Source organism: Desulfosporosinus sp. HMP52, from assembly GCF_000765145.1.
Taxonomy (GTDB): domain Bacteria; phylum Bacillota; class Desulfitobacteriia; order Desulfitobacteriales; family Desulfitobacteriaceae; genus Desulfosporosinus.
In genome coordinates this window covers 1-15,479 of sequence record NZ_JMGA01000065.1, presented here as the reverse complement: position 1 = coordinate 15,479, position 15,479 = coordinate 1, and the positions used below count along the sequence as shown (strand labels likewise).

Here is a 15,479-nt window from a genome sequence, read left to right as displayed (position 1 = left end):
TGGCCTATGTCTACTATTGGATACACTTACCAAATTGTAGACATCTTGATTGATGAAAAAATTCACATTATCAGGTAAATCTACTTGTGTAATTGATGCTTAATTAGCTTCTTGTACAAGCCGGCCCTTGACAAGCCCAATGATTTTGCTGCTTGAACTTTATTTCCATTGGCAGTTTCAAGCGCAATAATCAGTGCGTCTCTTTCCACCTCCTTAAGAATATTGTCAAGTGACCCTTCAACATAAGGTCTTTTATCATGACTTGCTAAAATTTGCAAATAGTTCGGCAGATGCTTGAGCTGGATTTCAGTGCCATCAACCATGTTGAAAGCTCTCTCAATAATGTTCTCAAGTTCGCGGATATTACCTGGCCAGCGATGTTTTTTGAGAACGTCAACAGCTTCATTTGTAATTCCTGTTACTGATTGGGCAAACTGCAAGTTAAACTTTTTGATAAATGTTTTAATTAGATCTTCAATATCATCGATTCGTTCCCGTAATGGTGGAATCGTCAAGGTTACCACATTCAAACGATAATATAAGTCCTCACGAAATTGCTTATCGCGAATCATTCCTTCGAGATCGCGATTGGTCGCGGCAACCAGCCGAACGTCCACTTTCCTAGACTTGTTGCTTCCTAACCGTTCTACTTCACGCTCTTGAATTACTCGAAGCAGCTTAGCTTGCATGCTCATTTCCATGTCTCCGATTTCATCCAGGAACAAGGTTCCTCCATCTGCCAGTTCAAATTTCCCGATCTTCCCCCCTTTCCTCGCACCTGTAAATGCACCTTCATCATAGCCAAACATTTCAGATTCCAGTAGATTCTCAGGTACTGCGGCACAGTTCACCTTGATAAAGGGACCCTCGTTGCGGGAGCTTTGGGCATGAAGTAACATGGCAAATAATTCCTTCCCGGTTCCGCTTTCTCCTCTCAGCAGCACGGTAGAACCGGATTTTGCCACGCGAAGAGAGGTCTGGATCAAAGAACTCATGATTGGGCTTTTACCCTTTAAAAGCTCAAGGGCCGAGGAATTTTTCTGAGACACAGTCTTTTTGTAGTAGTCAAGTTCCGAACGCAGAGAATCTACCTTTTTTGTCAAAGCATATAACTCGTTGACATCTTTAAAAACCACTTTACCTAAAGCGCCGACAATTTTACCATCCTGAACTATCGGAACTCTGCTGGCAATGATTTCATGTCCGTTTAAATCATGTATATATCCATGTACCGGTTGGGCGGTGACTAGGACATCTGTAAATTTCGGATTATCATAAATCTCGGTAATGGGTTTTCCAATCATATCCTCAGGTGCTTGATCAAAAAAGCTAGAAAACGCCTGGTTTGTCATGGTAACAATTCCTTGTTTGTTCACCACAATCAGACCGTCATAGGCAGTGTTTAACACGACCTCCAAGGTTCGTTGAAGTTGTTTGGTTTTTTCGTGTTCGATCACCAAATTATCCAAGAAATTTTGCAGAATTGTTATGTCCTGAAACACAGCTACAGCACCGACCAATTCTCCCTGAACATAAATTGGAGTCCGATTGCTTAGAAGGATGGTATCATTTAGTTTTAATTGTTGGCCTAACTCGGCAATTCCATTTTCAAAAACCCGCAAGAGGCCTGTTTCCGGAAAGTGAGTAGTTATTGATTCGCCGATAATATTGCTTTCAGGAACTTTCAGGATATCGAAGACAGCTCGATTGGCGTAAAAAATAGTACCTTGAGGGTCAACAGCAATAATGGCATTATTTGTATTATCCAATATCTCTTCAAGGGTAATCGAAAAGATTTGTCCCTCCTCCAACATAGGTTAGCCCTCCTGAAATTTCTATTAATCAAACTATTCGACCTAAATGAACTAAATCCTGCTTGAATTAATAGTCAGTTATCAGATAGCCAACCCGAAGCACATCTTAACTTTATTGGGTATCGAGAGCCATGCCCTCCGGTGAGCTTCATAGCAAAACATCGTTTGCACCGCTCACCGGAAGGCATGAAATACACCAAACAATTATTAGCTGGAACTGGAGGTATTCTTCGAACCGCTGACATTAACCTGCTCTGCTTCTGAAGTATAGAAAGGAACCTTTGACATAAACCAATCGTTAAATAGCAGCGGGATAATTGCCCAGAAGAGCCATACCAAAGGCTTATTAGCGTGATTGGAAAATTCAGGTTTCAACCCTAATAAAGGTAAACAGACTGAGTAATAAATGATAAACTGAATTGCAGCCAGACCAAAAACAATACCCGTACGTACAAACCACCCGATAACACTTCCCCATTTTTGTGGCCAATTGTCGAAATAATGATTCCAGATTAAAAACGGAAATAGTGTGAAGCCAGCGAGTGTAGCTGAATTGTAATAACGCCATGCCAAGGATGCGGTTCCATCAGTTGCCTTAGGATCTACAGCTCCCCAGACTGCATCCATTCCAAAAATCGTTAGTTTTACGGTAAGGAATGCCAGAATAATGATTGATATTAGACCGAATAATCCGCTCCAAGGTTGTTTTTTAACCAGGTGCCATGGTTTTCCTGACCATATATTGGCTGTCATAAAAAGATATACAACCATCCATTCCCAAACCCCTATGACATAATTCAAATGCGAAACACCGTCAATGGCTCCCCACCAAGGTGCTGCTGCCGCAATCGGTTGTTTTAGAACCACACTTACATAAAAGGGGAAGATAAGGGCTCCATAGGCTAGGAGTGTAACAACCGACGTGAAGCTCCATTCCGCGAATCCAAGAGCTGGCTGAGTCAGTTTCCCCCCCCAAGGCCACTTTTTAAAAAGGATTGACCAAAATGCATAAGTGACAAAACCTATTAAGACAAACATTGTAAGGGCTCCGCCAACATATTCTCTGGCGTGCTCGATCTCAATGCCTCTTGCTACTAAGGCCTCTACGCTCCAAATGGGGAGGATGAGTTTGCCAAGAAAGCCTTGAAAAATTCCATAAATAATTACATAGACCACGGCAATGTTGACGCATATCTCTACAATCCCCCGGGTCAATGGTTTAAGCTTCGCGAATGGCCAGTCTCCGAACATGATATGTTGCCAAATGCCGACTAAAAGCATCCATGCCAAAAATTCCAGAATTGGGTGTTCATAGTTCTTGAAAATCCCCTGTGGAGATGCAAATATAAACCATGTGATCAGGGCAATGAGTAAAAATGAAGCAGTTGCGATAAGACCTGTTAAAGGTTGACCCCAGCGAGATTTTGAACCGTGATCTGACATTGACACTCCTCCTTAATATTCCGGTCAACTGATAAAAATAACAAAGTATTCTGCTATAATTCTTTCACCCTTTCACCTCCCTATAAGTCAACACCCAGAATACTCATTTATATTCTGAATGTACAGAATTGTTTTGCAATTAGTATGCCAATTGCCTGTTAATCCTAAGTAATCTACGGGGAATGTGCTGATGGTACGGGTTTACGCTTTTTCACTCGGAATTTAATCTCCATAAAAAGTAATCCACTAAGTGCTTACTATGGTAAACACTTAGTGGCGCATAACATTAACATCACTTACAGCGCTTGTTGAAGTTCATATGTCAACGAATTGAGACATGTATCAAATAGTAAGCAAAATATATTTATCTTTCTAAAAAGTCGAAACATAACTTTTTTCGTTTTTTGAAATTTTGCTTGCAAAATTAAGAGGTTGTCCAAAACACTTGTAAGCCTTGGATTCACATCCCACTTTCGCTTTTGTAAGCAAAAGCGATCCCTTCCACCATACCCCGACAGTGGAAAGAGATCGCTTTAGTTATAGAAATAACCATATTAAATTTAGGGGCCAAGTTTTCACACGGCCCCTCTCAAATCCGGATTACAATATTAGATACATTACTGTCTTTGCTTCAGCATATCACTGTAAATGTACATTAATTCCTTGTCGAAAAGGGATCTCTTCATATCCACAGCTATAGCTCTTACCCTTTTAAGCATCTCAGCAGCATCTTCTTCCGCAATCTCTTTGCCGTACTCATTGCGGAATTTAGCTTTAATTGATGCAGTTCCCGAGTGTTTTCCGATAACAATTTGACGTTCAAGTCCCACGTCCTCCGGACTGAAGGCTTCATAGGTCCGAGGATTTTTGAGGGCACCGTCAGCATGAATGCCCGACTCATGGGCAAACATATTACTTCCCACAATAGATTTCCAAGGTGGAAGCATCCGCCCTGAAGCACGAGCGACATATTCGGAAACCTCGACAAATCGTTCTGTGGCAAAGCTCAGATCCGTATCTAATAGGTGCTTCAATGCCATAACCACTTCTTCTAAGGCAGCATTTCCAGCCCGCTCTCCTAAACCGTTAACCGTTACACCTACATGTGTTGCTCCGGCCTTTACTCCGGCCAGGGCATTGGCAGTGGCCATCCCGAAATCGTCATGTGTATGCATTTCTACATCAATGCCCGCTTTTTCAATTAAGGTCTTAATTTTGTCGAAGGTAACAAAGGGATCTAAAATCCCTACAGTATCGCAATAGCGTAAGCGATCTGCACCGGCATTTTTGGCTTCTTTAGCAAATTGAACTAAAAAGTCCATATCAGACCGTGAAGCATCTTCCGCATTGACGGAAATATACATTCCTTCTTTTTTGGCAAAGGTGGTTGCCTTAACCATCCGCTCTAGAACATCTTCCCGAGTGGTCATTAATTTATGTTCAATATGAATGTCAGAGGTGGAGATAGAAATTGCTACGGCATCCACACCACAGGCCAATGATGCTTCTATATCAGAAATGACCGCCCGATTCCAGCCCATAATGCTTGCTTTTAAGCCCAATTTGGCGATTTCACTAATAGCTTTCTTTTCATCCCCGCCCATAACCGCTACTCCGGCTTCTATCTGATGAACGCCAAGTTCATCCAGTAACCGGGCGATTCGCAACTTTTCTTGATTAGAAAAAACAACCCCAGCTGTTTGTTCTCCATCACGCAATGTAGTGTCTACAATTGTTAAATGTCTCATTCAGACTCACCCCTCTTAATTAGCTGGAATATATATAACAGGTTTTAAAACTACATACCTTATACTAGCACAATCTCCTTTGAGTTTGAAGAATGTTGGGTTCTTTATACTGTATACTTATTTAACGCCCAGTATATTTATTCACAGGTCAGTTTACACTTCAGTATTCCCCAGACTTAATGAATCAATCTATCTATCCAATCAAAAAGAGGCTCTCCTTTCGGAAAAGCCTCTAAGTTTAAATTAAGATAGTTTTTCCTTCAGCAATCGATTGACAAGACCCGGATTGGCCTGACCCTTGGTGGCTTTCATGATCTGTCCGACTAAAAAGCCAATGGCTCGATCTTTGCCGGCCCGGTAGTCCTCCACGGATTGAGGATTAGCGGCAAGTACGCCGTCGATAATTCCCAGCAAGGCCCCTTCATCACTGATTTGAGCAAGCCCTTTTTCCTTAACGATCACCTGAGCATCCTTACCAGTGGCATACATTTCTTCAAGAACTGTCTTGGCAATTTTGCCACTAATGGTTCCTTTATCGATCAGCTCTAATAATTCCGCTAACTGCTTGGGAGAAATGGGCGAGTCCTCCACTGGACACTGGTTAGAATTCAGCAGACGCATAACATCTCCCATCACCCAGTTAGCCAAGGTCTTAGCATCGCCAAAGCTCTTAAGAGCTGCATCAAAGAAGTCCGACAAGGCCCTGGATTGAGTGATAACCCCGGCATCGTACTCGGATAATCCTATGCCTTGCAGCCGGGCACGTCGTTCTGCCGGAAGCTCAGGCAGGGTTTGGCGAATTCGTTCCACCCATTCTCGATCAATAATCAGCGGTGTTAGATCAGGTTCAGGGAAATAGCGGTAATCATGGGCTTCTTCCTTGGAGCGTAAGGCTAAGGTAATTCCTTGGCCCTCATCCCAAGTCCTTGTCTCCTGCACCACTTTTTCACCGGCATCTAACACTCTTGCTTGCCGGGCTATTTCATATTCCATACAACGCCGTACAGAGCTGAAAGAGTTTAAGTTCTTCGTCTCCGTGCGAGTTCCGAAGGCTGTCTCTCCAATGGGGCGCAAGGAAACATTAATATCAAAGCGCACGGAGCCTTGTTCCATTCGACAATCCGAGACTTCCGTATACTCTAAGATTTGCACTAATTTTTCTAAGTAAGCCAGGACTTCTGGGATTGAACGCATATCCGGCTCGGATACGATTTCCAAGAGGGGTACTCCCGCTCGGTTATAGTCAACGGAGGAAGCATTAGAGGTTGTGATGGTATCTCCGCTATGGACGAGCTTACCTGCATCTTCCTCCATATGGGCCCGAGTAATCCCAATCCATTTTTTCTCGCCATCAACTTCAATCTCTAAGCCGCCTTTACCGCAAATGGGTAAATCAAACTGAGATGTTTGGTAGTTCTTGGACAAGTCAGGATAAAAATAGTTCTTTCTGTCGAACTTGGAGAATTCGGCGATTTCGCAATTTAAGGCTAAGCCAGCTTTGATGGCGTAATCCACTACTTCACGATTTAGTACGGGAAGAGCACCGGGCATGCCTAAGCAGACTGGGCAGACATGAGTGTTTTGGTCTCCACCGAACTCTGTTGTACACCCGCAAAAAATCTTTGTCTTGGTCTGGAGTTCTACGTGAACTTCCAGTCCACAAACCATTTCATATTTATTAGCGACTACCACCGGTCAGCACCTCCCGGGAGAGATTTGGTTTTAAGGTGTGATAATTCGTGTTTTGCTCAAAAGTATAAGCTACACGGTACAATGACCCTTCACCGAAGGCTTTGCCCATTAATTGCATGCCAATGGGCAGACCATTGACGAAGCCGGCAGGTATGGAAATTGCCGGAATACCTGCCAGGTTGATGGGGACGGTGGTAATATCCGATAAATACATGGCCAAGGGGTCTGCGGACTTTTCCCCAAATTTAAAGGCAGATGTGGGAGCGGTAGGGGAAAGTAAAACGTCAAACTTCTCAAATGCTTTATCAAAATCCTGTTTAATCAGGGTTCTCACCTTTTGGGCCTTGAGATAGTAGGCATCATAATAGCCGGAACTCAGAGCATAGGTGCCCAGCATGATTCTGCGTTTTACTTCCTGGCCGAATCCTTCAGCCCGAGTCTTTTTGAACATTCCTAAGACATCGTCAGCATCTGCCCGATATCCATAACGGACACCATCATAGCGGGCCAGGTTGGAGCTGGCTTCAGCGGTGGCAATCAGGTAGTAGGCAGGAATGGCGTATTCCGTGTGGGGCAGAGAGCACTCCGCTACTTCCGCTCCTAAATCAATCAGAGTTTGAATTCCGGCTTGAATCCCTTTGGCGACTTCAGGATCAATCCCTGCGCCGAAGTATTCCCGGGGAATCCCAATCTTCAGCCCTTTGATGTCGTTGACCAGAAACTTGGTATAATCAGGAGCTTCGATAGGTACGGATGTGGAATCTAAGGGGTCATGTCCGGCAATGGCGTTCATCACGAGAGCATTGTCCCGAACAGTTTTGGTGAAGGGCCCGATCTGGTCCAGGGAGGAGGCAAAGGCAATTAAACCTAAGCGGGAGACCGCACCATAGGTGGGCTTCATCCCTACCACTCCACAGAAAGCCGCCGGCTGGCGAATGGATCCCCCTGTGTCAGAGCCTAAAGTAAAAGCAGCCTCATCCCCTGCTACAGCTACAGCAGATCCTCCCGAAGATCCCCCTGGGACGCACTCTAAATTCCAGGGATTGCGAGTCTTAGCAAAATAGGAATTCTCTGTGGAGGATCCCATGGCAAACTCGTCCATGTTCAGTTTGCCCAAAAGGATGGTTCCCGCCGCCCGCAGACGCTCTGTCACTGTAGCGTTGTAGGGCGGATAAAAATTCTCTAGCATTTTTGAAGCACAGCTGGTGCGAATTCCTTCTGTGCACATATTGTCTTTGAGGGCCATGGGAATGCCTTCTAAAGGTTTTAGGGCTTGTCCTTGAGAGATTTTTTCATCCACCTCAGCTGCTTGAGCTAAAGCCTCGTCTTCTAAAACAGTTAAATACGCTTGCAAAGCAGGATCCACAGACTTGATGCGGTCTATGTAGGCTTTGGTTAATTCCGTGGAGCTTATCTCTTTATGTAGAAGCAGTTCATGTAGTTCACTCACTGACTTCCCGATCGTTACTGATTCCAACTTCCGCAGTCTCCTTTCCAAGTCAAATACGCTTAAGTCAAACTGATTTTCGGAACTCTAAAGAATCCCTCTTCCCCATCCGGGGCATTCTTAAGGGCTTTGTCATGATTAATGGAAGATTTGACCTGGTCCTCGCGCAGTACATTATGCAAAGGAACTGCGTGTGCTGTAGGCACCACATCACTTGTATCTAATTTCTCCAACATAGCCGCATAGCCCAAAATAGAGTTAAGCTGTTCGGTATACTCTTGGGTTTCCTGCTCAGTTAACTCTAAGCGCGCCAATGCCGCCACGTATTCAACGTCTTCACGTGAAATTGACAACTTATTCACCTTCCTTGGATTTGATTGTTGCTTTAACCTCTATCATAGCAAATATTAGGGAAGGGAGCAAGAAGTGTTAAGGGGACGGTCCTTTTAACACGATCTAGCGTGTTAAAAGGACCGTCCCCTTAACACTCTCAAAAATTAAAACTGCAAAAATATGGGATTTTGTCATGATCGGAACTCTTTAGGGGTGTCTATTAACCTTTTGGCTATATTCATAGAACTCTGGAATTTATTCCCTCTCTCTGGAAAATTATGATATACTTCTGCCTAGGGAGGTGTGTTTTAAATGGGCGGCAACCCTATACAATTTGATTACTCAGTTTTGTTAAGCGTGATGTTTCCTATGCTGTTTTACCTATTCTTTTTTATATTCACAATTTACTTAATGGTAAGTGCTCTGCGATTTTTTAAACATAAAGAAAGAGCCGATAATGAGATTTTAGAGAAGTTAGACATGTTAATTAAAATTCAAACTCAGCAATCAGAAAACAAATCATAAGAACAAAGCAGGTTTTCCACATTATTTGGGAAGACCTGCTTTTTTTCACTCAACTTAAACGAGTTATAGTTCCTGCCCCAAAAAAACGTGTTAAAAGGACCGTCCCTCTAACACTCTAACATGCTTTCAAATTCCTCTTCAGTTAAAATTGGGACTCCCAGGCCTTGAGCTTTTACAAGCTTTGATCCGGCCTTCTCTCCGGCAATGACGAAGGCTGTCTTTTTGCTGACACTGCTCGCTGCTTTTCCGCCATACTCTTCGATGAGGGTCTCTATCTCCCGCCGCTCCCAGCGCTCTAAGGAACCCGTAACGACGATACTTTTACCTGCAAATAGCTGGGGTTTCGTCGAGGTTCCGGCGGTCATGTTCACTCCGGCAGCACGCATTTTCTCCAGAAACCGCTCAGTGCTTTCTAAGCCAAAAAACTCTACCAGACTTTCCGCCATCCCCGGGCCGATATCCGGGATGGCCTGCAGTTCCTCAAAGGTGGCCATCTGCAGTTTTTCCATGGAACCAAAGGTTTGAGCCAGGATCTTGCCAGCTTTTACGCCTGTATGGCGAATGCCTAGAGCAAAAATCAAGGGGGCTAAGCCACGTTCTTTGCTGTCGGCAATAGCCTTCAATAGGTTTTCGGCAGATTTTTTCCCCATCCGTTCTAAAGGAGTCAGATCCTCGAAGGTTAAGGCATAGAGATCTGCGGCATCTTTGATCAGGCCCGCATCCAGAAGTTGTTGAACAACTGCCGGCCCTAAACCGTCAATTCCCATAGCATCTCGAGAGACGAAATGGATAATCCCCTCCCGTTGTTGAGCAGGACAGCTGATATTTTGACAGCGATAGGCTGCCTCCCCTTCCTCTCGGGAAACGGGGCTTTGGCATTCGGGACAGAGATCCGGCATTTCAAAGAGCCTTTCTTCACCGTTGCGTTTTTCCGGAAGAGCTCTGATGACCTCGGGTATCACATCCCCCGCTTTATGTAAGAGCACATGGTCTCCGATTCGAATATCCTTTTCCCGAATATTGTCCAGATTATGAAGGGTGGCCCGGCTAACTGTGGAGCCGGCTACTAAGACCGGCTGCAAGACCGCCGTGGGAGTTAAAACGCCTGTCCGTCCTACTCGAAGGACAATATCTTCAACGATGGTTTCCACTTGCTCCGCCGGAAATTTATAAGAAATAGCCCAGCGGGGACTTTTAGCCGTAAAGCCCAGCTCCTGCTGGAGGTCAAATTCATTCACTTTTATAACCAAGCCGTCAATATCATAGGGAAATCCATGGCGCTTTGCTGCCATCTCTTCGCAATAGGCTATGACCTCTTCGATGTCATTAAACACTTTGTATTCCGGGTTAACCATAAAACCTTGCTCTTTTAAATAGGAAAGAACGTCAATTTGGTTATGTAATCCCAATTCCCTGGCAGATAAAACCTGATAGGCGAAGTATTCCAGCTTGCGCTCAGCAGTGATTCGAGAATTCAGCTGCCGTAACGAACCGGCTGCCGCATTGCGAGGATTAGCAAAGGTGGATTGCCCTTCTTCCTCACGTTCTTGATTCAGCCGGGCAAAAGAGGCTTTAGGCATGTATCCTTCTCCCCGGACACTTAGCTTGGGTACCGTCTTGTTTAAACGCAGGGGAATTGAGCCCACAGTTTTGACATTGGCCGTGATTTCTTCTCCTACAGATCCGTCCCCCCGAGTGGCTCCCCGCACCATCAATCCGTCCTCATAGGTCAGAGCTACCGTCAACCCGTCAATTTTTAGCTCCACCACATATTCTACTGCAGGAGAAACCTGTCTGACCCTTCGATCAAATTCCCGCAAATCTCCCGGATCAAAGGCATTATCTAAACTAAGGAGAGGTTCCAAATGCCGGACTTTTGTATACTCTTTGGCTACTGCTCCCCCAACCCGCTGTGTAGGGGAATCCGGTGTAACCCACTCAGGATGCTTAGCTTCCAACTCTAAAAGTTCCCGCATCAGAGCATCGTATTCCGCATCTGTGATGCTGGGCTGATCCAGCTCATAATATTGTTTATTCGCTTCATTAAGATCTGTGCGCAGCGCCGCCAGGCGCTCAAGATCATCCTGCACTGAAATCCCTCACTTCCAACCTAAACTATACTAATATAATCCCTACAGTAATTCTTTCAAAGTCGCCAGTTTTTGATACCAGCCTACTATTATACTATAGGTAACATTATATTACATATAGAGGAATATTTCGAACAAGTCCTAATCTCCTAATCTCCTAACATCCTGCCCTCGACATCCTGCTCCTACTCCTGCTCTTACTCCTACTCCTGCCGGACTGGCATCCGGCGTACAGAAATAATCTCAATCGGTTGTTAATGTTAGTATAAAATGGCATTAAAAAGGGATTGCAACTTCATTCTTAAAGTTACAATCCCTTTTTTCTTAATTAATCCAAAGCAAGCTTAGGTATCTGATTAGCCTTGGAAATATGTGGTCATTTGTGGTACAACTTGCTTCTTACGGGAAAGAACGCCCGGTAGAGGAACGCTTCCATTGACAATCTCTTTGCCGAAGGCTTTAGCCACTTCTTCAGGGTTGTCGCCTTTAACAATCAGCTCTGTGTAGTCAGTTAAAATATCTGTAACCATTAAGCAAAGATATTTCATATCATTAGCTACACGATGTGCTTCAATAGCAGCTGTTAGGTTAGCACGAACATCTTCGAAGCCGTCCATACCCATTAAGCTGACTTGTCCAACACCGATTTTGTGAGGTCCCATGGTGAAAGCTTTGAGGTCTTCCTCAATCATGCTTTGTGGGGTTCGCTCTGCAATGTTGGAGGAAGCTTTGAACATATCAATACCAAAGGTCTTAGGATCAACTCCAGCGATAGCAGCTAATTCAGCAGCGATTGCTTTGTCTTCCTCTGTGCAGGTAGGGGATTTGAAGATTACAGTGTCAGAGAGAATAGCTGCGAGTAAGATTCCAGCGATTGGTTTTTCTGGAACTATGCCTAGCTCTTTATAAGCTTTTGCTACGATGGAACATGTGGATCCAACGGGCTCGATACGAATATGGATAGGATCTGCAGTTTGCAGACCACCGATTTTGTGATGGTCAACAACTTCGATAAGTTTAGCTTGGTCAGCGCCAGCGACTGCTTGGCCCCACTCGTTGTGGTCAACGAGAACTAATTTTTGACCTGCTTCAACGGACTCTAATACTTGAGGAACAGCAACACCATAGAAGTTGAGAACATACTCAGTCTCTTTATTGAGTTTTCCAGCTGAGCAAGGAACAACATCGGCAGTCCCTGTGAGCTCTTTTAAACGAGCTAAAGCAATTGCAGAGCAAACTGAATCAGTATCTGGGCTTTTGTGTCCAACAATAAAAATCTTATCCGACATAATTACACCTAAACCTTTCTTCTCTTAAATTTTTTTGAACTGCACTGTGGATATAGAAAACTAGCTGATGCTTTACAAGAAATTTTACAGTCTTGTTAAATTCGCATACTCAGCTATTAATTTCTTAATTCCACTGTCAAAAACAATTGTAAGTTCTGCCTGATTTCCTTCTCCTTTAATGGAGACAATAATTCCTCGACCAAACTTCGCGTGTTCCACTTTATCTCCTATATGATGCGCCTCACCCCCTTCAATGACCAGCTTACTCCCAAAATCCTTTTCCCACGACCCTGATCCCAATGGGATCTTGCGATCCAACATTCTCTCCCGTCGATCTGCTGATTTGGCGGGAGTTGTCAGACGACGTTTTGGCGGATCAAGTGGGTCTATATCCGTCATTAAATCCGACGGTATCTCCATCAAAAAGCGAGAAGGCTGATTATACTGCGTCTTGCCATAAAGCATCCGCATTTCTGTATTACACAGGTAAAGTTTTTCCCTCGCTCGGGTGATGGCGACATAACAAAGGCGGCGTTCTTCCTCTAAGACAGTGGGTTCCATCAGTGAACGACTGCTGGGAAAAATCCCATCTTCCATCCCAACCACAAAAACCACCGGGAATTCTAACCCTTTAGCACTATGCATTGTCATCAGAGCCACGGCTTCTTCAGCTTGATCCAATTCATCGATATCTGCTACTAAAGAAACCTCTTCTAAGAACCCGCTCAAAGGAGGGATATTCTCTTGCTCAATTCCATCATTCAAGTCATTTTGGGCAGCTTGAGCTGCTTTAGCATCATACTCTGAAGTAACGGAAAGAAACTCCATAAGGTTCTGCAGGCGTGTCTCGGCTTCCGGAGTGTTTTCTGCCTCTAGTATCCCCTTATAACCGGTCTTGTTCAGAATTTCTTCTACCAGATCCGAGACACTTGCCTCACGGGCAAAGCTGACAAGGTTCTGCATTAAGTGGGCAAAAGCGATTAAGGGTTTCTTGGCTCGTGCCGTTAACTCAGGAATATATTCAGCCTCTAATATTGCATCTAAGACAGGCATTTCTTGCTCGTTGGCGTATTCTAAAATCTTTTGCAAAGTGGTGTCTCCCAGGCCGCGTTTAGGCACATTCAATACCCGGGAAAAGCTCACCTGATCTGCCGGATTATACAGGACTCGCAAATAGGCTAGGATATCCTTGATCTCCATGCGCTGATAGAACTTTAACCCCGAAAAAACTCGATAAGGGGTAGCGGCCTTCATTAAAAGGTCTTCCAAGGCCCGAGATTGAGCATTGGTTCGATAAAGAATGGCAAAATCATTGTAGGGACGGCCCTCTAACTCGTGCATCCGTTGAATGCGGTTCACCACGTAGCTGGCCTCATCCCGCTCATCAGACCCTACATAACACACTACTGCTTGCCCCTCTGTGTTTTCCGTCCAAAGGGATTTTTCTTTGCGGGATTCATTATTTTGCACCACTGCATTAGCTGCATTAAGGATGTTCTGGGTGGAGCGATAATTTTGTTCAAGTTTGATAACTTTCGCTTCCGGATAATCCCGCTCAAAGTCCAGGATATTTTGGATATCCGCACCTCTCCATCCATAGACGGATTGATCATCATCCCCTACCACACAGAGATTGCGGTACTCACTGGCTAAGAGCTTTATCAGCATATACTGAGCATGGTTGGTGTCTTGATACTCGTCCACCATGATATAGCGGAATTTATCTTGATAATACCGAAAGACCTGATCGCTCTGCTGAAAGAGCTGTACTGTGAGCATGATAATATCATCAAAATCAAGAGCATTATTACTCTTAAGTCGTTTCTGATAAGAACGATAAATATCTACAACTTTTTGTTCAAAATAACTGGCTGCCTTATAGGAAAACTCTTCCGGATCCTGAAGCTTGTTCTTGGCATCACTAATCACTGCAGCCACACTGCGTACCGGGAATTTCTTTTCATCATAATCATGCTCTTTTAAGCAAGCTTTAATTACGGATTGCTGATCCCCTGTATCATAGATGACAAAATTCCGGTTATACCCCGGCAAATTATCAATCTCACGTCTAAGAATACGAACACATGCCGAGTGGAATGTGGTGACCCAAAGTCCATAGCCTTCACTGCCCAGCAAAGTGCTCACTCGTTCCCGCATCTCTTTGGCAGCTTTATTCGTAAAGGTAATGGCTAAGATCTCACCTGGTTCTACCCCTTGAGCAATCAAATGGGCAATTCTATAGGTAAGCACGCGGGTTTTTCCCGAACCAGCCCCCGCTAGAATTAGAAGCGGCCCTTCTCTATGCTCAGCAGCCTCCCGCTGTACTGGGTTTAAATCATCTAAACGGTACAGACCACTTCACCTCACTTCTTGTACTTATTATAACATACTGTATTGCCTGTTTTACTAACAGTCATGTTCAATTTGAGATATCACAATAATTATTTGCTATAGCAAAAGTTGAGAAACCCCAGAAACGAATTAAAATTGAAGCTGATTTCCTTGAAATTACAAACGATCATCCCCCATATTAGGCCCGACGGCTCCAAAAAATTATCCCCATCCTCTAAATAGGTGCTGAAATATCCGCAAAAGCCCATAAAGCCAGCCAAGAAAATAGGTTAATAGGAGCAAAGGGCTTAAGCACCTCTAAAATTATAACATATCAACATAAATAAGGTTAATGGAGAGTCTTTTCCATTAACCTCGTAAATTTTGCCAAGCTGCCGCTTCTTATTCATCTTTGCAATTTTTAATACGGATTCTATGTCTTCAACTGCTGACAAAGTCACAGTGTCCTAAGCGGTTATAGAACAGCTTTCCCTTCCCTCCGAGCTGTATTGAACCTGCTCACCGTCTTCGGTTTAAAAATTTGGCTATTTTGGATGACTCATCTAGATTAACCATCCCTCATAACCGGCAATTTTTAATCATCACCCTTTTCGCTAACCGAGTTTAGCTGTCCCCACAGCATTCTTGACCTGCCGAACCCCTTCCACTACCTGCTCCTCAAGAGAGGTTGATCCAATAACAATAGATATAATCCGGCTCTTACAAATCAGGGTTGTCCGAAAAACGAATGCGCATTCGTTTTTCGG

At 44.2% G+C, this 15,479-nt stretch carries 9 protein-coding genes; all 9 read right to left on the bottom strand.

Annotated features, from left to right (window positions below):
• Window positions 1-80 precede the first annotated feature (80 nt).
• Window positions 81-1,814: a sigma-54-dependent Fis family transcriptional regulator gene (locus tag DP73_RS20275; protein WP_034602117.1), complete on the bottom strand. Its 1,734-nt coding sequence runs from the start codon at window positions 1,812-1,814 to the stop codon at window positions 81-83.
• A gap of 207 nt (window positions 1,815-2,021) precedes the next feature.
• A complete protein-coding gene (locus tag DP73_RS20270) occupies window positions 2,022-3,257 on the bottom strand; it encodes a hypothetical protein (RefSeq protein WP_034602116.1) in 1,236 nt (411 codons plus the stop codon).
• Window positions 3,258-3,874: 617 nt separating this feature from the next.
• Entirely contained in the window at window positions 3,875-5,005 is a 1,131-nt protein-coding gene (gene nifV / locus DP73_RS20265) for a homocitrate synthase (protein ID WP_034602115.1), read from the bottom strand.
• A gap of 243 nt (window positions 5,006-5,248) precedes the next feature.
• Entirely contained in the window at window positions 5,249-6,697 is a 1,449-nt protein-coding gene (gene gatB, locus DP73_RS20260) for an Asp-tRNA(Asn)/Glu-tRNA(Gln) amidotransferase subunit GatB (RefSeq protein ID WP_034602113.1), read from the bottom strand.
• A complete protein-coding gene (gene gatA / locus DP73_RS20255) occupies window positions 6,684-8,174 on the bottom strand; it encodes an Asp-tRNA(Asn)/Glu-tRNA(Gln) amidotransferase subunit GatA (protein WP_081963110.1) in 1,491 nt (496 codons plus the stop codon). Before gatA ends, gatB begins: the two co-directional genes overlap by 14 nt.
• 32 nt (window positions 8,175-8,206) lie before the next feature.
• Window positions 8,207-8,497: an Asp-tRNA(Asn)/Glu-tRNA(Gln) amidotransferase subunit GatC gene (gene gatC, locus DP73_RS20250; protein ID WP_034602112.1), complete on the bottom strand. Its 291-nt coding sequence runs from the start codon at window positions 8,495-8,497 to the stop codon at window positions 8,207-8,209.
• 612 nt (window positions 8,498-9,109) lie between these two features.
• Window positions 9,110-11,092, bottom strand: coding sequence for an NAD-dependent DNA ligase LigA (ligA, locus tag DP73_RS20240; RefSeq protein ID WP_034602110.1), 1,983 nt, complete (start codon window positions 11,090-11,092; stop codon window positions 9,110-9,112).
• A 356-nt stretch (window positions 11,093-11,448) separates the two neighbouring features.
• On the bottom strand, window positions 11,449-12,381 hold the full coding sequence (locus tag DP73_RS20235; protein ID WP_034602108.1) for a manganese-dependent inorganic pyrophosphatase: 933 nt from the start codon (window positions 12,379-12,381) through the stop codon (window positions 11,449-11,451).
• An 84-nt stretch (window positions 12,382-12,465) separates the two neighbouring features.
• Window positions 12,466-14,733 carry a DNA helicase PcrA gene (gene pcrA, locus DP73_RS20230; RefSeq protein WP_034602107.1) on the bottom strand — a complete coding sequence of 756 codons (2,268 nt, stop codon included), beginning with the start codon at window positions 14,731-14,733 and terminating at the stop codon, window positions 12,466-12,468.
• Window positions 14,734-15,479 lie beyond the last annotated feature (746 nt).

What these genes read in the sequence shown, in the direction of transcription:
- DP73_RS20275 (WP_034602117.1), bottom strand. Translation starts at nt 1,814, where the DNA reads ATGTTGGAGGAGGGACAAATCTTTTCGATTACCCTTGAAGAGATATTG.
- DP73_RS20270 (WP_034602116.1), bottom strand. Translation starts at nt 3,257, where the DNA reads ATGTCAGATCACGGTTCAAAATCTCGCTGGGGTCAACCTTTAACAGGT.
- nifV (WP_034602115.1), bottom strand. Translation starts at nt 5,005, where the DNA reads ATGAGACATTTAACAATTGTAGACACTACATTGCGTGATGGAGAACAA.
- DP73_RS20235 (WP_034602108.1), bottom strand. Translation starts at nt 12,381, where the DNA reads ATGTCGGATAAGATTTTTATTGTTGGACACAAAAGCCCAGATACTGAT.